We start from the raw sequence: 19,978 nt of genomic DNA, 5'->3' as shown, positions 1-19,978 counted from the left end.
CTGGACGGTCTTCCCGCTTTTGACTAGACTCGTCCGCGTGACTCATTTGTCGGCAGACGTCCTGGTGGTGGGAGCGGGCGGCGCGGGCATGTACGCGGCCATCGCCGCGGCCAGACAGGATGCCTCCGTGCTGCTGCTGGACAAGTCGCTCGTGGGACGCGGCGGCGCCACCATCATGGCGCAGATGACCGTGGCCGCCGCCATCGGGCACGAAGAGCGCGACCACTGGGCCGACCACCTCGACGACACGCTCGCCGCGGGCCGCGAACTGTGCGACGAGAAGCTCGCGCGCCTCCTGTGCGAGAACGGCCCCGCCCGGATCTTCGAGATGGACCGCTGGGGCGCCCACTGGGCGCGCGCCGCGGGCGGGCGCATCCGCCAGGTCCAGGCGCCCGGCCACGGCCGCGCGCGCTGCTGCTACGTGGATTTCCTCAACACCGGGCCGGGAGTGGCGGGGACGCTGCGGCGCCAGGTGAGCACCATGAGCGGCGTGCGCCGGGTCAGCAACGTGACGGTCACGGACGTGGTGGTAGCCGACGGCCGCGCGGTGGGAGCGGTGGGCCTGGACGTGGTCTCCGGCGACATCGTCACCTTTGCGGCCGAGGCGATCGTCCTGGCGGCGGGCGGGCTCACCAAGATCTTCCGGCGCAACAGCGCTTCCACCAACATGGGCGGCGAGGCCTACGCCCTCGCGTTGCGGGCCGGTGCCGACCTCATCGACATGGAGTTCGTGCAGTTCTTCCCCATCGCCCACCTGGCGCCCCGGCTCGTGGGCATGGACCCCATCATGTGGGACCCCTTCCGCTACAAGCTTGGCGGCAGGCTGCTGAACGGGGACTTCGAGGAGTTCATGCACCGCTACGGCGGCCAGGACAGCGGCAAGTACACCACGGTGCGCGACCAGGCCTCCTACGCCATCCTCAAGGAGGTGGAGGCGGGCCGGGGCTCGCCCCACGGCGGCGTCTACCTGGACTTCCGGCACGTTCCCGACGCGGCCCTGCGGGACGCCTTCGGCCCGGTCATCGACCGGCTGGCGACGAACGGCATCGACCTCACGAAGACGCCGGTGGAGGTGGCGCCGACGGCGCACTACCACATGGGCGGGATCCGCGTGGACCAGCGCATGGAGACCCGCGTGCCGGGCCTCTATGCCGCCGGTGAGGCCGTGGGCGGCGCCAACGGCGCCAACCGCCTGTCCGGCAACGCCATCACCGAGGCGCTGGTTTTCGGCGAATGCGCGGGGCGCGCGGCCGGCGCCGCGGCCGGCACCTCCTCGGGTTGGAACGATGCGGCGGCCGAGGACGCGGTGGCGCGTCTGCGGTGTGCCGCGGAGACGTTTTCGGACGACGGCGTCCCGGCCAATGTCCTGCAACGCCGGCTGCAGGACCTCATGTGGGAGGACGTCGGACCCTTCCGGACCGGCGACCGACTCCGGCGCGCGCTCGACGGCATCCGCGAAATCCGGGAGACTCCCGTCACGGTGCACGCCGGCGGCGGCTACAACCTCGACCTGCAGGACCGGCTGGAGCTGTACGCCATGCTCGCCACCGCCGAGGCGGTAACCCGGGCCGCCTTGGGCCGCACCGAGAGCCGCGGCGCCCACCAGCGCCTGGACTTCCCGGAGAGCGACCCGGGACTCGTGCGGAACCAAGTGATCGAAATGAAGGCCGAAGAAGTGGCGGCGCGCTGGTAGGATGGGGAGCAAGACACCCGACGCCGTGGACCGTCATTCCCGCGGAAGCGGGAATCCAGGGGTGGCGAGGGCGAAATCAAAATGAGCGGCACGACAGCGCGGACCAGCCACACGACGACCGAGTTGCGCGTGCGGCGCGGCGGCGGCGGAGACCCCGAACGGTACGACATGTACCGTGTACCCTACGAGGAAGGCATGTCCGTCCTCGACGCGCTCGTGTGGGTGCGCGCCCACGTGGACTCGAGCCTGGCGTTCCGTTACGGTTGCGTCAACGCCAACGCGTGCAAGACCTGCATGGCATTGGTGGACGGACAGGTCGCCTACCTGTGCACCGCGCGCCTCGCACCCGAGGGAGCCCGGGTGGAACCCTTGCCCAAGCGGCCGCTGATCCGCGACCTCGTGACCGACACCGTACCCGACGACGAGAAGCTGTGAGCACCGGAACCGTTTCCGCACGCGACAGGACGACGGAACCATGGAGCCAACATCCTACGACCTGGTGGTCATCGGCAGCGGCCCGGCCGGGCAGAAGGGCGCCATCGCGGCCGCCAAGATGGGCAAGCGCGTGGCGGTCATCGACCGCTACGACATGCTCGGCGGCGTGTGCCTGCATGCCGGCACCATCCCCAGCAAGACCTTGCGGCTGGCGGTGCTCTACCTCACGGGCTTCCAGCAGAAGTCGTTCTACGGGCAAGCCTACTCGCCCAAGTCGCACGTCACGGTGGACGACCTCATGTTCCGTGTGCGCACCGTAGTCGAGCGGGAACAAGCCCAGATAACCGATCAGCTCCAGCGCAACGACGTGACCCTGGTGAACGGCTGGGCGCGCTTCGTCGACCCCCATACCTTGCAGGTGGAGGACGGACATCAGGTGCGGGGCGACCACATCCTCATCGCCTGCGGCACGCGCTCGGCGCGGGACCCGGAAATCCCCTATGACGGCCGGAAGGTCATGTTGGCGGAAGATCTCGGCAGCTCGGGCCACGGCGATATCCCCCGGCGTGTGATCGTGGTGGGCGCCGGAGTCATCGGCCTGGAATACGCCTCCATGCTCTCCGCCCTGGGCGTGCGCGTGACGCTCATCGAAAGCCGCGACACCATGCTGGACTTCGTGGACCGGGAGATCATCGAGGCGCTGCGCTACCACATGCGCCGGCGCGACGCCATCTTCCGCCTGGGGGAACACGTGACCGGCGTGCGCATTCAGGACAACGGCCTGGTGCGCGCCGAGCTGGAGAGCGGCAAGCGCGTCACCGGCGACGCCCTCCTGTACACCGTGGGCCGGCAGTCCAACGCCGACCAGCTTGGGCTCGACCGCATCGGCATCGACACCGACGCGCGCGGGCGTGTTACCGTGAACGAGAACTTCCAGACCGTGCGGCCGCACATCTACGCGGTGGGCGACTGCATCGGCTTCCCCGCGCTGGCCTCCACCTCCATGGAGCAAGGGCGTCTCGCCAGCACCCACATGTTCGACGGGCCGTCGCTCAAGCCCGCGCCCTTCTTCCCCTACGGCATCTACTCCATCCCGGAGATTTCCATGGTGGGCCGCACCGAGCAGGAGCTTACCGCCGAGCGCGTGCCCTACGAGGTGGGCAAGGCCCTCTACGAGGACGTCTCCAAGGCCCAGATGGTGGGCGACCGCGCCGGCATGCTGAAGCTGATCTTCGACCCCGACACCTTGAAGCTCCTCAGCGTCCACGCCATCGGCGAGGAAGCCACCGAGATCATCCACATCGGCCACGCCGTCATCGCCCTCGGCGGCACCATCGAGTACTTCCGCGACAACGTCTTCAACTACCCCACCTTCGCCGAAGCCTACAAGGTCGCCGCCTACGACGGGTTCAACAAGATCGCGGAAGTGCGGTAGGCCGCGTTTTTGGAGGAATGACAGTCGTCAGGCGAACCGCGGGATGATCTCCGTGCCGAGGCGGCGGAGTTGGTCGTGGATGGCTTCGGGGGGGCAGGCGGGGCGGGCGACGAACTTGGAGGCGCCGGCGTCGATGAAGCGCTGGATGGCGGCGGTGATGTCCTGAGCCGTGCCCAGGGCGGAGGTTTCGGTGAACTCCACGTCGGTGCGGTTGCGCAGGGCGTGGGGGCGGGCGATGCGGGCGGCTTCCTCTGAATCCTTGGCGAAGCAGTAGTTGAAGAGCACGCCGAAATGGTCGTGGTCGATGCGGCGGCCGTAGTCGTCGGCGTGTTTCCGGATGCGCGCGATGGCGGTCTCCACTTCCGCGGGCAGCATCTGGGAGGCCAGCCAGCCGTCGGCCAGGCGGGCGGTGCGGCGGAAGGCGGGGCCGCTTCGTCCGCCGACCCAGATGGGCGGATCGGCCTGGGCGGGCTTGGGCTGAATGGAGACGTCCTCGAGGTGGTAGTACTTCCCCTCGAAACTGACGTTGTTGCCGGACCACAGGGCGCGCAGAAGATGCACCATTTCCTCGGTGCGGCCGGCGCGCTCGGCGCGGTGGATGCCGCAGGCCTGAAGCTCGGTGTCGTCGTCGCGGCCGAGACCCACGGCCAGCAGCAGCCGTCCGCCCGACAGGAAGTCCAGGGTGGCGAGCTCCTTGGCCAGCACGGTGGGGTTCCTGAGCGGGAGGGCCATGACGCTGGTGCCGAACTTCATCTTGCGGGTACGCGCGGCCACCCACGAGAGCGCCACCACGGGCTCGAGGCTCAGGGTTTCCGACACCACGCGATCACTCAGCCACAGCGAGTCGATGGCCAGGTTTTCCGCCAGGTCCACGGCGCTCCAGAATGCCTCGGGGTTGGGCTCTCCGAAGGGCCAGCCGGTGAAGCCGATGCCGATGCCGATTCCCATGTCCTTCCGTCTCCTTGTCCGTTACTGACACTACCAGATGGCACGGTGCATCTTCCAGCGCCCCCTTGCCTCTCCTGGTGGATTCGCGGATTTGACTCACGCCGGTTATCGGACTATTGAAGATCAACCTCGGGCCGTCCCGGTCCCGCGAACTCAACCTCGAACCGCCCGATCCTGCGAGACAGGCCCGAAGACCCTCATGATTTATCTCGAACTGGCCGGTGGCTTCGTCCTGCTCATGGGCGGGGCGGAGTTCGTGTTGCGGGGCGCGGTCCAGCTTGCGCGGCGCTTCGGCGTCTCGCCCCTGATCATCGGGCTCACCGTGGTGGCCTATTGCACCACCATGCCGGAGCTGCTGGTGAGCCTGGATGCAGCCCTTCGCGGCGCCCCCGGCATCTCCATCGGGAACATCGTCGGCAGCAATATCTGCAACCTGCTGCTGATCCTCGGGGCCGCCGCCTGCGTCTGCCCGATGGTGGTGAACCCGCGCGAGGTGCGCTTCGAAGGGGCCGTCGCCACCGGGGTGGCGGCGCTCTTCATCATACTCGGGATGGCGGGCAGTCTGAGCCGGATCGACGGCGTGCTGCTGCTGGCCTGCCTCGTCGCGTTCACGGTGATTTCCGTCCGCCGCGCCCGCCGCAACCCTCCCGAGGCGGGGACGGACGAGGATGCCGCCGACCGTCCGGTCTGGATGACTGTGGGCACGCTTGCCGTCGGGCTCGGCTGCCTGGTCGCGGGATCGCACCTGCTGGTGGAAGGCGCCATCGGGCTCGCGCGCCTGCTGGGAGTGTCGGAGGCGGTCATCGGCGTGACGGTGGTCGCCGTCGGCACGTCGCTGCCGGAGCTTGCCACGGCGGTGGTCTCCGCCTATCGCGGGCATTCGGAGGTGGCGGTGGGCAACGTGCTCGGCGCCAACATCTTCAACCTCCTGGCCATCGGCGGCCTGGTCGCCACCGTCCATCCGCTGGACGTTCCGCCGCACCTGCTCCACCTCGCCATCTGGACGATGTTGGGCGCGACGGTCGTGCTGATCTCGTGGCTGGCGTTTCGCGGGCGGCTCGGACGGTTGGCGGGCGCGCTCTGCCTCGTCGTCTACACCCTGTACATCGTCATGGAGTACGGTCCGCTCACCAACGTCTGATCGGACAAGCGGGTCCCGCCGTCACGAGTCGATGGACGTGCCGCGGTACTTGTCCTTCAGCTCGTCCATCACCGTCCCCTTCCAGAACTTGACGCCCACCTGGTAGCCGGCCCGCCCGATCATGTGCGCGGCCACGGGGGCGGTGAGGAAGACGAAGAGCGTGATGGCCAGGACCCGGATGGTGACGCCGATTTCCGGAAAGTAGATCGCCGCGGAAACCATCAGGCAGAACACGCCCAGGGTAGGAGGCTTGGTGGCGGTCTGCATGCGGGTGAGCAGGTCCGGCATGCGCAGGATGCCCACGCACCCCAGGAACATGAAGGCGGTGCCGATGATCATGAACGCGGCGCAGATGATGTCAGTCGCCATGGTGTGCCCATTTCTCGATGTAGCGAGAGAACGTCACCGTCCCCAGGAACGCCACCAGCGCCAGCACGATGGCCACGTCCAGGTAGACCGGCTCGTCGAAGGCGATGGAGTAGAGGGCGGCGATGCCCACGCCCACGGTGGTCAGCAGGTCCAGCGCCACCAGCCGGTCCGGGATGTTGGGACCGCGCAGGAGTCGGACGAACGCCAGCACGATGCCCAGACTCAGCACCCCGAGCAGAACGAAGGCCAGGGTCGTCATCGCAGCAACTCCAGGACGCGTTTCTCGAAACCGTCCTTGATGGACCGGCGCAGCTCCTCGGCATCGTCCACGTACATGGCGTGAATGTAGAGCACGCGCCGGTCGTCCGACACGTCCAGGCTCAGGGTGCCCGGAGTCAGGGTTATGAGGTTCGCCAGCAACGTGATCTCGGCGTCGGTCTCCGCGTCCAGCGGGATCGCCACCACGCCGGGCTTCATGCTGTGCGACGGCGTCACCACCTCGTAGGCGATGCGCAGGTTCGCCAGCAGCAGCTCCCAGGCGAACAGCGAGCCGAGCCGGACTCCCTGCCACAGCTTCTCGAAGTACCGCGACGGCCGCAGCAGCCGGCGCACCGCGTACAGGATCGCGAAGCCTATGACGAAACCGACGGCGAGGTTCAGCGCCGACACCTCCTCGGTCAACGCCGCCCAGCTCAGCGCCAGCATGATGTTCCACAAGAGGACGGTCATGACCCTCCCCTCACCCGCAGCACCGCCTCGATGTACGGCGCCGGGTTCGTCAACTGCTCGCCCGCCTGTTGCGCCAGCGTGAAGAACGGTCCCGCGGCCACGCCCATGACCACCGCGAGCACGGCCAGGGTCACGATGCCGCCCAGCATGAGCCCCATGCCCGCGCCCGGCGCATGCGTCTCGGTGCCCTCCGGCAAGGGCTTCCAGAACGCCTCGGCCCAGATCTTGGTCATGGAGAAGAGCGTCAGCAGGCTAACCCCCAGGGCCGCGGCCACCACCACGAACTGCTCGATGCCGAGACCGGCCTTGACCAGCACCAGCTTGCCGAAGAACCCGGACAGGGGCGGCACCCCGGCCAGCGACAACGCCGACAGCAGGAACAGCATGCCCACCCACGGGTGGGCGCGGTAGAGGCCGCCCAGCTTCTTGAGGTCGTAGGTGCCGTGAATGCGGTGCGAGACCCCGCTCACCAGGAACAGGTTGGTCTTGACGAAGATGTTGTGGACGATGAAGAACACCGTGCCGCTCAGCGCCAGCGGGGTGAAGAACCCGAGCCCCATGACCATGTAGCCGATCTGGCTCACGATGTGGAAGGACAGCAGGCGGCGGAACTCGTACTGGGCCACGGCTCCGAGCACGCCCGTCACCATGGTGATGGCGCCGACCCAGAGGATGATCGTGTGGGTGTAGTCGACGTTGTTCAGGAACAGCAGCGTGAAGACGCGGATCAGCGCGTAGACGCCCACCTTGGTCAGCAGCCCGCCGAAGATGCCGGAGATCGCCACCGGCGGCGTGTGGTAGGAGGCCGGCAGCCAGAAGAACAACGGGAAGATGGCCCCCTTTATGCCGAAGGCCACCAGGAACAGGATCGCCAGGGTGGTCACCAGCCCCGGCTGCGCCACGTCCCCGAGCCGCACCGACAGGTCCGCCATGTTGAGGGACCCCGCCATGGCGTAGAGGATTCCCACCGCCGCCAGGAAGAACGCCGACGCCACCAGGTTCAAGGTGACGTACTTGATGGCGCCCTCGAGCTGGGCGCGCTCGCCTCCCAGCGCCAGCAGCACGAAGGACGAGATCAGCAGCACCTCGAACCACACGAACAGGTTGAAGATGTCGCCGGTGAGGAAGGCGCCGGACACGCCCATGATGAGGATGTTGAACAGCGGGTAGTAACCCCAAGCCTCCCGGGGGCGGTCCATGCTGCCCAGCGAGTAGACCACGATCACGAGCGTCACCACGCCGGTGGTGGCCACCATGGCGGCGCTGAACATGTCGGCCACCAGCGTGATGCCGAAGGGCGCCATCCAGTCGCCCTTCTGCACCGCCTGGATGCCCTCGCTGGCCACGCGTTCGAGCAGGACGACGGAGACCGCGAGGTAGACGATGCTGCCCGCCAGGGTGAGGATGCGCTGCGCGGCCACGTAGCGCCACGCCACGACGCAGGCCGCCCCCACCAGCAGCGGGAGCAATATGGGCAGGACGATGAGCGAGTTCACGTGTCCGTTGCCTTCATGTCGTCGAGGTCGTCCGTGCCCACGGTCTGGTACGCGCGGTAGGCCAGCACCATGGCGAACGCCTGCACGCCGAAGCTGATGACGATGGCCGTGAGGATCAGCGCCTGGGGCAGCGGGTCCGCCACTCCGGTGACGGCCTTTTCTCCGTAGGGGATCACCGGCGGCACCGCGCGCGTCAGCCCCGCGGCGGTGAACACCAGCAGGCTCGCGCCGTGGGCCAGGAGCGCCAGCCCGATGATCAGCTTCACGATGCTCCGGCGCATGAGCATGTAGACGCCCGAGGCATAGAGCACGCCGATGACGATGGCGAGGAGCGCTTCCATCAGTCGTCCTCCTCCACTTCCTCCGCCAGGCTGATGATGACGATGAGCACCACGCCCACCACCGTCAGGTAGACGCCGATGTCGAACAGCAGCGGCGTGCCCAGGTGGAGGTCCAGGCCGAAGATGTAGACGTGCGTCCACTGGCCGGTCATGAACGGCTGCCCCTTGAACATCGAGAAGACGCCGCTCAGGGCCGCGGCCAAGAGCCCCCAGGCGATGATGGTCTGCGCCCGGCACGGCAGGAAGCGGCGCATGGAGCGCACGTCGTAGGCGATGGCGTAAAGCGTCAGCGCCGCAGCCAGCACCAGCCCGCCGACGAAGCCGCCGCCGGGGTCGTTGTGTCCCCGCAGCAGCAGGAAGATGGAGAACTGGAACAGCAGGATCAGCAGGAACCGGCTGGCCGTCCTGAGAATCAGCGAGTTCACGACCCCCTCCCCTTGCCGAGCCGCAACCGGATGAGCGAGTACACGCCGATGCCGGCCACCGCCAGCACGGTGATCTCACCCAGCGTGTCGAAGCCCCGGAAGTCCACCAGGATCACGTTGACGATGTTGCGCCCCTGCCCCATCAGGTACGAGTTGTCCGAGAAGTAGGTGGAGATGGTGGGATGCCACTGCACCGACGTGGCCACCAGCACCAGCAGCGTGAAGAACGCGCCCACCGCGGTGCCGATCACCGCATGCCGCACCATCACCACGCGCCTGGAGAACCGCTTGAACGGGGGCATGTAGTAGAACACGAACACGAACAGGATCAGCGACAGGGTCTCGATCAGGAACTGCGTCATGGCCAGGTCGGGGGCGCCGTAGAGCACGAAGATCAGCGCCACGCTGTAGCCCACCACGCCCAGGGCCATGACCGCGCGCAGGAACGTCTGCGCCCGCACCGTGGCGATGGCGCCCACCAGCGCCACCAGCCCCACCACCCACTCGTGCACGCCGATGTCGCCCCAGTCCATGGCCACCACCGCGACGTCTCCGTACGTCAGGAAGGTGTACCAGGCGAGCACCGCGGTCACGGTCATGATGGTGGCGAGATACAGCCGCAGGTAGCCGTTCTGCAGTACCCGGGTCTGGCCCACCGCCGACCAGTTCAGGAAGCGCAGCCACAACGCGTACCAGTGGGACGGTCCGCGACGCACCGCGGGCAACGCGAACTCGGTCACCCGCTTGAGGTTCTCGAGTTGCCAGTAGACCAGCACGCCCAGGCCGAAGGTCGCGAGGCTCAGCACCAGCACCGCGTTGAAGCCGTGCCACAGGGCGAGATGGAAGCTCACGGGCTTGCCGAGCACCGACCCCGCCGCCGCGGACAGGAGCGCCTCGGGGAGGACCGGCACCAGGCCGAACAGGACGCTGAGGCAGCCCAGGAAAACCGGCCCCAGCCACATGGTCCAGGGCGGGTCGTGGGGATGCTTCGGCGTGTGGGTCTCCGCGCCCGAGAACGGCCGGATTCCCGCCAGCCACGCCACCGCGAACAGCAGCATGCTGGTGAGCACGGCGACCACGGTCACCGGCAGGTTGCCGTGGGTGACCGCCTCGTAGAGCGTCTCCTTGCCGACGAAGCCGAAGAACGGCGGCAGCCCGGCCATGGACAGGGCGCCCACCGCCGCGCCGGCGCAGATGATGGGCATGGTCTTGCGCAGCCCGCCGAGTTGCCGGATGTCGCGCGTGCCGGTCTCGTGGTCGATGGAACCGGCCACCAGGAAGAGCGCGGCCTTGTAGAGCACGTGGGCCATGAGGAACACCATGGCCGCCTTGATGGCCAGCTTGTCGCCCAGGCCGATGAGCATGGTGAGGGTGCCCAGCACGCTCACCGTGGAGTAGGCGAGGATCTTCTTGAGGTCGGTCTGGTAGAGCGCCTGGTACGCGCTCGCCAGCATGGTGGCCGCGCCGAAGCCCGTCACCACGTAGAGCCAGATGTCGCTGCCGCCCAGCACCGGGCTCAGGCGCGCCAGCAGGTAGACTCCCGCCTTCACCATGGTGGCGGAGTGCAGGTAGGCGCTCACCGGCGTGGGCGCCTCCATGGCCGACGGCAGCCAGAAGTGGAACGGCACCTGCGCCGACTTGGTGAACGCGCCGGCGAACACCAGCGCCAGCACCAGCGGGTAGAGCCGGTGTCCCTGCAGCGCGGCGTTGTCCGCGGCCAAGGTAGAAATCTCGAAGCTGCCGCCGATCTGCCCCATGAGCAGCACGCCGGCCATGAGCGCCAGGCCGCCGCTGCCGGTGACGATCAGCGCCTGCAGGGCCGCCGCCCGCGCGGTGTCCTTGTCGTGCTCGAAACCGATGAGGAAGTAGGAGGTGACGCTGGTCAGCTCCCAGAAGATGAACAGCGCGATGAGGTTGTCGGACAGCACGACGCCCAGCATGGACGCCATGAACATTAGGATGAACAGGTAGAAGCGCGCCAGCGACGGGTGGCCGTGAAGGTAGCTGCCGGCGTAGGCGATGATCAGCGTCCCCACCACCGTGATGGCCAGGGCGAAGAGGAGCCCGAGGCCGTCCAGGTTGAACGACAGCTCCAGCCCCATGGCCGGCATCCAGGGATAGGCGACGCGGACCGCTTCGCCGCCCACCACGGCTTCCATGTGGCTCAGGAAATAGAGCGCCAGGACCGCCGGGAAGATCGAGAAGACGGCACCCGACCAGCGCGGGCTCAGCCGATACAGGGTCGGCGCCAGCAGGGCCAGGACGAAACCGGAGAGGACGGCGAAGATCATGGTGTTTCGATCAGGAGTCCGTAGCGTGCGTCAGGATGTCCAGACGCCGTCGGGGTCGTACTTTCTCACGGCCAGGATCTCCTCCCGGGACGGTTCCGGAGTCTCCCTGACGTCCGGTACCGCTTTCAGCGGCCAATCGGTCTCGTCCCGGATCTCCTGCACGGTGACACCGGGATGATACGTCTCGATCTGCATCTCCCGCGTCGCCGGGTCGAAGGAGAAGATGCCGAGGCTGGTGATGGTGCGGCTCGGGCCACCGCCCGAAAGGCCGCGCCGCTCGCGCCAGCCGGCGCCGTCGCCGTAACCCGGGGAGGTGATGTATTGCACCCGGGGCACGAAACGGCGCCGCTCGTGGTTCATGATGATGACGCACCGTCCCGCCAGGGTGGCGATGTCCGCGGCCCCTCCGCTACCCGGAAGCCGCAGCCGCCGTCCGTCGTCTCCCACCCAATGGGTGTTGAGGTTGCCGTGGCGATCGACCTCGGCGCCACCGATGAACCCCATCTCCACGCGCCCGCTCTGGAGCAGGCTCATGACCTCGATGAGGCCGCAGCAGAAGAGCGCTCCGGCCACGTTGGGCGGATCGCTCATGGTGAAGATGGGCTTCAACGCCGGCCAGTCCCGCACCACGCCGCTCTCGAAGATGCCGATGGCGGCGGGCGCGTGCAACTCCTTGGCCACCGCGAACCCCAGCAACGGCAGGCGCATGCCCACGAAGACACGTTCGCCGTCGCGAATCTCGCGCGCCGCTGCAATGACCATGAGCTCTCGCCGCGTGTAGTCCATGGGTCGTCACCCCGGACCCCAAGTCAAACCCGGGGCAAGCTTAATCCGGGGCCGTCACGGAAGGGTCGCGATGCCTCCGCCGCCGCCGATCCAGACCCGGTAGCATTCCCAGCGCCGCGATTCAATGGCCCTTCGACTTCGCTCCTCTGACGCTCCGCTACGCTCAGGACGAACGGTGCGTGGAAGTTCTTTCCGTTCGTCCTGAGCGTAGCGGAGCGAAGTCGAAGGACGCCATTCCCAGGCGATCGGAGCTTTCCTGGAACGCGGCACTAGTACCCATAGCTCACCGGCGCCGCCATGGAGTCGCTATCGGGTTTGAGGCGCGCGACCCGTTCGGTGCCGAGCCGCTCGATATAACCGTCTTGGCCTTCCACCCCCAGCACCCAGTGGTTCAGCCACTCTTCGAATCCGGCACGGTCCCGTGACTTGGCATGATAGTCGAAGTAGAAGTCGTCGTCGCGGCGGCTGTACCCCTGGGTCGGCGACGGGTGGGAGCCGAAAGGAACACAGGCCACCGCCGCCACCAGGAAACCCGGGATCAACGTGCGGTTGGGGTCGCTTAATATCACCTCGTGCGGCACGATCTCCTCGCAGGTAAGCACCACCTTGCCCGCCGCCATGGCCGCGTCCTGGGTGACCCCCAGGTTGCCCCACACGTGGGCGTTGCCCTCCTCGTCGGTCCGCTGCACGTGCAGAATCGCAACGTCGGGCTTCACCGCCCGCACCGCCAGCAAGCGCTCTCCGGTGAACGGACACCGCACGCCGGCGAACGAAGCCTCCTCCCCGAAGTCGCTGCCCATGAGTGTTCTTGTGGGCAGATACGGCACGCCCATGGCCGCCGCCTTGAGGCCCAGGGCCATGGAGAAGTTGGAATGGTTCTCCACCGCCAGCGGCCCCGGCTCGCCGCGTTCCACCGCGCGCCGGTAGTTGTGCCCGAGGCCCGCCGCCACGTTGCCCACCCAGGCACCGCACACCTTGTCCGCGCACCCCGCGCCGATGAGCTGGTCGAACTGCATGTCCGAGATGGTGGTCATCAGCGTCAGTCCGCGCTTGCGCTGACGGATGATCTCGTAACCGGCGGCAAAGGGAATCAGCGACTCCAGAGCCGCCCCCATGAACACGGACATGCCGTCCTCGACCTCCTGGGCGATGGCGTCTCTGAGGCTGCGGAGCTTGGGCATGGCAGAGGGTTCTAGCGGGTTGGCCCCGGTCAAGCAAGCCGCATGGCGGTTTGACTGTCCCGAGTTCCGGCGGATATATACCCGCTTTGGAGGGACTTCATGCGTTACGGATTCGTCATCGACCAGGACCGCTGCATCGGCTGCCACGCCTGCACCGTGGCGTGCAAGGACGAGCACGACGTGCCCGTGGGGGTGAACCGCACTTGGGTGAAGTACATCGAGAAGGGGGCCTTCCCGGCCACGAGCCGCCACTTCGCGGTGCTCCGGTGCAACCACTGCGACGACGCGCCGTGCATCGAGATCTGTCCCACGGTGGCGCTCTACCGCAGCCCCAACGGCATCGTCGACTTCGACAACGACCGCTGCATCGGCTGCAAGTCGTGCATGCAGGCCTGCCCCTACGACGCCCTGTACATCGACCCCGACCACAACACCGCGGCCAAGTGCAACTTCTGCGCGCACCGCGTCGAGCTGGGGCTGCAGCCCGCGTGCGAGGTGGTGTGCCCCACCCAGGCCATCCTGTCGGGCGATCTGGACGACCCGGAAAGCCGAATCTCCCGCACCGTGGCCACGCGCAAGGTGTCGCTGCGCAAGCCGCACAAGGGCACCCACCCCAAGCTCTTCTACGTCGGCGTGGAGGAGGACGCGCTCCAGCCCACCATGACCGAGACCGCCGACACCCACTTCTGGGCCGACAAGTACCCGGGGGAAGACCTCTACGCCCTCTCGGCCTCGAGACACGGCAGCCCGGTCCCCGGCGGCGCGCGCGAAGTCTACGACGTGCCGCACCCGCGGCCCTGGGGGTCGAAGATCGCCGCCTATCTCTGGACCAAGTCCATCGGCGCCGGCGTGCTGCTGGTGGCGGCGCTGCTGATGGTCCTGGGACGGCTCCAGGACGGGCCGCTGCTGAACATCACGGGCCCGGTGCTGGCGCTGGTGTTCACCGGCCTCACCACAGGCCTTCTCGTATTCGACCTCAAGCGGCCCGACCGCTTCTACTACCTGCTCACCAAGCCCAACCCGCGCTCATGGCTGGTGCTGGGCGGCTACATCCTGATGGCCTACTCGCTGGTCAGCCTCGTGTGGCTCGCGTACGGGATCGGCGGCGCGGCCGTGCCCGGATGGGTGGTGGCGGCCTGCGTCGTTTTCGGCATCGGTGCCGCCGGGTACACCGCGTTCCTGTTCGCGCAGGCCAAGGGGCGGGACCTGTGGCAGAGCCCGCTGTTCTTCTGGCACCTCATCGTCCAGGCGGTCACCGCCGGCGCCGCCGTGCTGATCCTGGTGGGCCTCGCCGGCGGACTCGACGGCGGTGCGATGGCGGCCCTGACCACCGTGCTCATGGTCTCGCTGATCATCACCGGCGGTCTGGTGCTTGGAGAGGTCGCGCTGACACCCATCAGCGAGGACGTGCGGCGCGCCACCGAACTGCTCACCCGCGGTGCGCTCAAGGAGAAGTTCTGGGGCCTGTTCATGGCCGTGGGCATCGTCCTACCGGTGATCTTCCTCGTATGGGCCGGGGCGCAGGCGGAGGCCTCCTGGTTCCTGAACCCTCTGGCCGCGCTGCTGGCCCTCGCCGGACTCTGGGCGTTCGAGAGCCTGTGGGTCGAGGCCGGCCAATCCGTACCCCTCAGCTAGGAAAACCGCGCGACGCGTTGAAGCGTTGGCTTCGGCGAACATCGAACCTCGAAGACCGTTAGGAAATCCACCTCCATGAAAAACGAACCGCAACCCCTGAGCCCCGACGCCGCCAACCTGGAGCCGCCCCAGGGCGGCCTGCGCAACTTCCCGCCGCGCGAGCGCTGGCTGGACTGGACCGAGTACGACGCGGCGGCGTGGCCCAGGCGGGTGGAGCGGCGCTACGACCTGGTCCCCACCATCTGCTTCAACTGCGAGGCCGCGTGCGGGCTGCTGGCCTACGTGGACAAGGAGACCCTCAAGATCCGCAAGTTCGAGGGCAATCCGGAACACCCCGGCAGCCGGGGGCGGAACTGCGCCAAGGGGCCGGCCACCATCAACCAGGTAAACGACCCCGAGCGCATCCTCTATCCCATGAAGCGGGTGGGACATCGGGGCGGCGGCCAGTGGGAGCGGGTCACCTGGGACGAGGTGCTGGACGACATGGCCGGGCGCATTCGCAAGGCCCTGGAGGAGGACCGGCGCAACGAGATCATGTACCACGTGGGGCGGCCCGGGCATGAGCTGCTCTACCACCAGCGCATCATGCACGCCTGGGGCATCGACGCCCACAACAGCCACACCAACGTCTGCTCCGCCGGCGCGCGCACGGGCTACGCCTTCTGGTGCGGCATCGACCGCCCCTCGCCCGACCACGCCAACGCGCGCTTCATGCTGCTGCTGAGCTCGCACCTGGAGACCGGCCACTACTTCAACCCTCACGCCCAGCGCATCATCGAGGCCAAGGAGCGCGGCGCCAAGGTCGCCGTCATCGACACGCGGCTGTCCAATACCGCGTCCAAGGCCGACTACTGGCTCCCCACCTGGCCCGGCACCGAAGCCGCGGTGCTGCTGGCGATCTGCAACGTGCTGCTGCAGGAAGGCCTCTACGACCGGGAGTTCGTGAGGAAGTGGGTCAACTGGGAGCAGTTCCTGCGCCAGGAGCATCCGGACGCCCCGCAGACCTTCGAACGGTTCGAGGAGGAGCTGAAGACCCTTTACGGACAGTACACGCCGGAGTTCGCGGCGGCCGAGTCCGGGGTGGACGCGGCGATGATTGTGGAAGTCGCCCACGAGGTAGCCCGCGCCGGCTCGGCCCTGGCCACCCACGTGTGGCGCAACGCCGCCGCCGGCAACCTGGGCGGCTGGGAAGTGGCGCGGGCGCTGGAGTTCCTGGTGGTGCTGGCGGGCGCCGTGGGCACTCCCGGGGGCACGACCCCCAATGCCTGGAACAAGTTCATCCCGGCGCCGCCGATGATGCCGCCGCCGGCCAAGGTGTGGAACACGCTCATGTACCCGCCCGAATACCCGCTGGCCTTCTTCGAGATGAGCTTTCTCCTGCCCCACCTGGTGAAGGAGGGCCGGGGCAAGCTGGCGGTGTACTTCACCCGGGTCTACAACCCGGTGTGGACCAACCCGGACGGCATGAGCTGGATCGAGATGCTGAGCGACGAGGCCAAGGTGGAGCGCCACGCGTGCCTGACGCCCACCTGGAGCGAGACCGCGTGGTTCGCGGACTACGTGCTGCCCATGGGGCTGGCGTCCGAGCGCCACGACCTCATGAGCCAGGAGACTCACTCGGCGCGCTGGATCGGCTTCCGCCAGCCGGTGCTGCGGGTGGCGCTGGAGCGGCGGGGCAAGACCTTCGACACCACCTGGGAAGCGCACGCGGAGGCCGGGCTCGGCGAGGTATGGGAGGAGGACGAGTTCTGGATCGAGCTGTCCTGGCGCATCGACCCCGACGGCTCCCTGGGCATCCGCAAGTACTTCGAGTCGCCCTACCGGCCGGGCGAGAAGCTCACGGTTTCCGAGTACTACCAGTGGATGTTCGAGAACAGCGTGCCGGGACTGCCTGAAGCCGCGGCCAGGGAAAACATCTCGCCGCTGGAGTACATGCGCCGCTACGGCGCCTTCCTGGTGGCCGAGAACATCTACAGCAGCCACGCCAACGAGATCAAGGAAGCCGACATGGCCGAGGCCGCGGTGGACCCGGTCACCAGGGTCGTCTCCAAGGGCGGCGCCGTCATCGGCGTGGAGGTCGACGGCAAGGGCTACGCCGGCTTCCCCACGCCGTCGCGCAAGATGGAGTTCTATTCCGCGACGCTGAAGGACTGGAAGTGGCCGGAGCACCGCTACCCCGGCTACATCAAGAGCCACGTGCACCGCTCCAACATCGACGCCGCCAAGGGCGAGATGCTGCTGCTGCCCACCTTCCGCCTGCCCACGCTGATCCACAGCCGCTCGGCCAACGCCAAGTGGCTCTACGAGATCTCGCACAAGAACCCGGTGTGGCTGCATCCGAGCGACGCCGAACGCCTCGGGGTCGGCACCGGCGACCTCGTCAAGGTGCACACCGAGATCGGCTGGTTCGTGGACCGGGTGTGGGTCACCGAGGGCATCCGCCCGGGCGTGGTGGCGTGCTCGCACCACCTGGGGCGCTGGCGCCTCAAGGAGGAAACCGGCGGCGGCCGTTTCGCCACCGCCCTGGTGAACCTGGAGCAACTGGCGCCGGGCCAGTGGATGATGCGGCAGGTCCACGGCGTCCAGCCCTTCGAGAGCGCCGACAAGGACTCCGGCCGGGTATGGTGGCAGGAGGCCGGGGTGCATCAGAACCTGACCTTCCCGGTGCAGCCCGACAACATCAGCGGACAGCACTGCTGGCACCAGAAGGTGCGGGTGGAGAGGCCCACGGGAGACGACCGCTACGGCGACATCTTCGTCGACACCAACAAGTCGCACGAGGTGTACAAGCGCTGGCTCAAGCTGACCCGGCCGGCGCCCGGGCCGCAGAACCTGCGCCGCCCGCTGTGGCTGCCGCGGGCGTACAAGCCGGCGGCCGAGGCGTATGAATACAAGCCGTGAGCCCCACTGTTCAGAAATACTGATTTTTCATCTATAAACTTGGGCTCCAATACACGAACCAGGAGCGTCACGTGTTCGAAGCAATGGCCGATGGCCTGACCGCGCTGTTCAGCGTGGAACGGTTTCTCTTCATAACTTTCGGAGTCGTGGTGGGCATGGCGCTGGGAGCCATCCCGGGACTGGGCGGCGTCGTCGGCCTGGCACTGTTGCTGCCGTTCACGTTCGACATGGACCCGACCGCGGCCATCGCCATGCTGGTGGCCCTCTCCTCGGTGCCGGTGACCACCGACACCATCCCCTCGGTGCTGTTCGCGGTTCCGGGAACGGTGGGTTCCCAGGCCACGATCCTGGACGGCCACCCCATGGCCCGCAAGGGGGAGGCGGGGCGGGCCTTCGGCGCCGCCTACTTCTCGTCGCTCCTGGGCGGCGTCGTCGGTGCCGTCATCCTGGGAATGCTGATTCCCATTCTGAAGCCGCTCGTGCTCCTGTTCGCCGCGCCGGAGCTCTTCTCCCTGGGCATCATGGGCATTTCCATGGTCGCCATCCTGAGCGGCCGCGTCCCCCTCAAGGGCATCGTCGCCGGCGGCATGGGCCTGTTGCTGTCGATGATCGGGATCGACAAGCAGGAAGGGCTCCTGCGCTGGACCTTCGATTCGCTCTACCTGTTCGACGGTCTCAACATCATCGTGGTGAGCCTGGGGATCTTCGCGCTGCCCGAGCTGGCGGACATGGTGATCGAGGGCAAGCAGATCAGCAGCGTGCCCAAACAGGCCATGAAGGGCGTGGGGCACGGCATCCGGGACGTCTTCGCCAACTGGTGGCTGATGCTCCGCTGCGCCTTCCTGGGCACCTGGGTCGGCATCATCCCGGGCCTGGGCTCCGCGGTGGTGGACTGGCTCGCCTACGGACACGCCAAGTCTACGTGCAAGGACGCCGCCCTGACCTTCGGCTCGGGCGACGTCCGCGGCGTCATCGCCCCGGAAAGCGCCAACAACGCCAAGCAGGGCGGCGCCCTGGTGCCCACGCTGGCCTTCGGCATTCCCGGCAGTGCATCCATGGCGCTCCTCATCGGCGCCTTCATGATCCACGGCCTGCAACCGGGCCCCTCCATGCTGAACGAGCACCTGGATCTCACCTACTCCATCGTGTGGAGCACGGCCATCGCCAACATCATGGCCACGGTCATCGCGCTTTGCTTCACCAACCAGCTCGCCAAGATCTCTTCGGTACGGATCAACATCCTGGCGCCGCTGGTGACGGTGGTGGTGTTCCTCGCCGCCTATCAAGCCACCGCCAGCATCTTCGACCTGGTGACGGTGCTGCTCTTCGGGCTGCTGGGATGGATCATGAAACGGTGCGGATGGCCCCGGCCGCCGCTGCTCCTGGGATTTCTGCTGGGCGGGCTCATCGAGCGGTACCTCTTCATTTCCGTCCGTGCCTACGGCGCCGCGTTTCTCATCCGGCCGCTGGTCCTGGTGGTGCTCGCGGTCACCATCGCGACCATCTACTACAGCGTCAAGCAGGAGCGTAAGGTCCGGCAGCTCACGGGAATCACGGGGGAGGGAGAGTAGCCATGCGCGTCACACCTTCGCTGGTGTTCACTCTGTTCGTCGCCCTGGTCGCCGCCGGCATGGTCTACACCGCCAAGGATTGGCCACTGGGCACGGGCCTGTTTCCCCGCTCCGTCGGCGTGCCGGTCCTGGTGATGGCGCTGATCCAACTGGTCATGGACGGCTACCGCAGCATGAGGACAACCGCGAGCCAGGAGCGGGAAACCGGCGACCTGCAGGTGGACTGGACCATGTCCACGGCCGAGGTGGCAGCGGCCGGGCTGACCTTTGCGGCGTGGCTCCTGGGCATGTTCTTCAGCATTCTGCTGTTCGGGTTCTTCATCACGGTACCGGTGTTCACCCTCTTGTACCTGAAGTACCAGGCCAGGGAGGGCTGGCCGTTGACGCTCTGGCTCACCGGCGGCATGCTGGTCTTCTTCGTCGGCGTTTTCGATCAGATCCTGCACATCCATTGGCTTGAGCCGCTCATTGCCGGGCCCGAGAATTTCCTCAAGAGCCTCATGCCCTGGCTGGGGTGACGGCCGCGCCGGATCGTTCCCGCTCTCTCAAGACAAAAAGGGCGCCGGGGGATCGGATGTCCCCGGCGCCCTTTTGTTTCAAC

Annotated in this window: 18 protein-coding genes; 8 read left to right on the top strand and 10 right to left on the bottom strand. The window is 67.5% G+C overall.

Annotated features, from left to right (window positions below):
• Nucleotides 1-37 precede the first annotated feature (37 nt).
• The 3 genes from OXU42_15315 (at nucleotide 38) to sthA (ending at nucleotide 3,563) form a co-directional block, all read left to right on the top strand.
• Nucleotides 38-1,693 (top strand): FAD-binding protein, encoded by a 1,656-nt coding sequence (locus OXU42_15315; GenBank protein MDE0030758.1) that lies wholly within the window; start codon nucleotides 38-40, stop codon nucleotides 1,691-1,693.
• An 81-nt stretch (nucleotides 1,694-1,774) separates the two neighbouring features.
• The gene (locus OXU42_15310; GenBank protein MDE0030757.1) at nucleotides 1,775-2,128 is read left to right on the top strand and encodes a 2Fe-2S iron-sulfur cluster-binding protein; all 354 of its coding nucleotides are present in this window, start codon (nucleotides 1,775-1,777) and stop codon (nucleotides 2,126-2,128) included.
• A gap of 40 nt (nucleotides 2,129-2,168) precedes the next feature.
• Nucleotides 2,169-3,563: a Si-specific NAD(P)(+) transhydrogenase gene (sthA, locus tag OXU42_15305; GenBank protein ID MDE0030756.1), complete on the top strand. Its 1,395-nt coding sequence runs from the start codon at nucleotides 2,169-2,171 to the stop codon at nucleotides 3,561-3,563.
• A gap of 27 nt (nucleotides 3,564-3,590) precedes the next feature.
• Here sthA and OXU42_15300 read toward each other — a convergent pair whose 3' ends face one another.
• A complete protein-coding gene (locus OXU42_15300) occupies nucleotides 3,591-4,511 on the bottom strand; it encodes an LLM class flavin-dependent oxidoreductase (protein MDE0030755.1) in 921 nt (306 codons plus the stop codon).
• Between the two features lie 199 nt (nucleotides 4,512-4,710).
• Here OXU42_15300 and OXU42_15295 point away from each other — a divergent pair, with 199 nt between their 5' ends.
• Complete coding sequence (locus OXU42_15295; protein MDE0030754.1) at nucleotides 4,711-5,652, top strand: calcium/sodium antiporter; 942 nt, start codon at nucleotides 4,711-4,713, stop codon at nucleotides 5,650-5,652.
• A gap of 21 nt (nucleotides 5,653-5,673) precedes the next feature.
• Here the strand turns inward: OXU42_15295 and mnhG are convergent, their stop codons facing one another.
• From mnhG to OXU42_15250, 9 genes are all read right to left on the bottom strand, one after another.
• A complete protein-coding gene (mnhG, locus tag OXU42_15290) occupies nucleotides 5,674-6,021 on the bottom strand; it encodes a monovalent cation/H(+) antiporter subunit G (GenBank protein MDE0030753.1) in 348 nt (115 codons plus the stop codon).
• The gene (locus OXU42_15285; protein ID MDE0030752.1) at nucleotides 6,011-6,280 is read right to left on the bottom strand and encodes a cation:proton antiporter; all 270 of its coding nucleotides are present in this window, start codon (nucleotides 6,278-6,280) and stop codon (nucleotides 6,011-6,013) included. Before OXU42_15285 ends, mnhG begins: the two co-directional genes overlap by 11 nt.
• Nucleotides 6,277-6,750, bottom strand: a complete 474-nt coding sequence (locus tag OXU42_15280) for a Na+/H+ antiporter subunit E (protein MDE0030751.1) — start codon at nucleotides 6,748-6,750, stop codon at nucleotides 6,277-6,279. Before OXU42_15280 ends, OXU42_15285 begins: the two co-directional genes overlap by 4 nt.
• Nucleotides 6,747-8,246 carry a Na+/H+ antiporter subunit D gene (locus OXU42_15275; protein ID MDE0030750.1) on the bottom strand — a complete coding sequence of 500 codons (1,500 nt, stop codon included), beginning with the start codon at nucleotides 8,244-8,246 and terminating at the stop codon, nucleotides 6,747-6,749. Before OXU42_15275 ends, OXU42_15280 begins: the two co-directional genes overlap by 4 nt.
• The gene (locus OXU42_15270) at nucleotides 8,243-8,587 is read right to left on the bottom strand and encodes a Na+/H+ antiporter subunit C (protein MDE0030749.1); all 345 of its coding nucleotides are present in this window, start codon (nucleotides 8,585-8,587) and stop codon (nucleotides 8,243-8,245) included. Before OXU42_15270 ends, OXU42_15275 begins: the two co-directional genes overlap by 4 nt.
• The gene (locus OXU42_15265) at nucleotides 8,587-9,012 is read right to left on the bottom strand and encodes a Na+/H+ antiporter subunit B (GenBank protein MDE0030748.1); all 426 of its coding nucleotides are present in this window, start codon (nucleotides 9,010-9,012) and stop codon (nucleotides 8,587-8,589) included. The genes OXU42_15270 and OXU42_15265 overlap by 1 nt, the downstream gene beginning before the upstream one ends.
• Nucleotides 9,009-11,303, bottom strand: a complete 2,295-nt coding sequence (locus tag OXU42_15260; protein MDE0030747.1) for a putative monovalent cation/H+ antiporter subunit A — start codon at nucleotides 11,301-11,303, stop codon at nucleotides 9,009-9,011. Before OXU42_15260 ends, OXU42_15265 begins: the two co-directional genes overlap by 4 nt.
• A 30-nt stretch (nucleotides 11,304-11,333) precedes the next feature.
• Entirely contained in the window at nucleotides 11,334-12,089 is a 756-nt protein-coding gene (locus tag OXU42_15255) for a CoA-transferase (GenBank protein ID MDE0030746.1), read from the bottom strand.
• A gap of 269 nt (nucleotides 12,090-12,358) precedes the next feature.
• Entirely contained in the window at nucleotides 12,359-13,270 is a 912-nt protein-coding gene (locus tag OXU42_15250; GenBank protein MDE0030745.1) for a CoA transferase subunit A, read from the bottom strand.
• A 99-nt stretch (nucleotides 13,271-13,369) separates the two neighbouring features.
• Here OXU42_15250 and nrfD point away from each other — a divergent pair, with 99 nt between their 5' ends.
• The 4 genes from nrfD to OXU42_15230 all read left to right on the top strand — a co-directional run bounded on the left by nrfD (nucleotide 13,370) and on the right by OXU42_15230 (nucleotide 19,895).
• Nucleotides 13,370-14,905 (top strand): polysulfide reductase NrfD, encoded by a 1,536-nt coding sequence (gene nrfD / locus OXU42_15245; protein MDE0030744.1) that lies wholly within the window; start codon nucleotides 13,370-13,372, stop codon nucleotides 14,903-14,905.
• Nucleotides 14,906-14,980: 75 nt separating this feature from the next.
• On the top strand, nucleotides 14,981-17,806 hold the full coding sequence (locus OXU42_15240) for a molybdopterin-dependent oxidoreductase (protein ID MDE0030743.1): 2,826 nt from the start codon (nucleotides 14,981-14,983) through the stop codon (nucleotides 17,804-17,806).
• A 71-nt stretch (nucleotides 17,807-17,877) separates the two neighbouring features.
• Nucleotides 17,878-19,377, top strand: a complete 1,500-nt coding sequence (locus tag OXU42_15235; GenBank protein MDE0030742.1) for a tripartite tricarboxylate transporter permease — start codon at nucleotides 17,878-17,880, stop codon at nucleotides 19,375-19,377.
• A 2-nt stretch (nucleotides 19,378-19,379) separates the two neighbouring features.
• Entirely contained in the window at nucleotides 19,380-19,895 is a 516-nt protein-coding gene (locus OXU42_15230; GenBank protein MDE0030741.1) for a tripartite tricarboxylate transporter TctB family protein, read from the top strand.
• Nucleotides 19,896-19,978 lie beyond the last annotated feature (83 nt).

This window comes from Deltaproteobacteria bacterium (assembly GCA_028818775.1).
Taxonomy (GTDB): domain Bacteria; phylum Desulfobacterota; class Binatia; order UBA9968; family JAJDTQ01; genus JAJDTQ01.
Note: the sequence above shows the minus strand (reverse complement) of the source record. Positions and strands in the feature narration are given on the sequence as shown.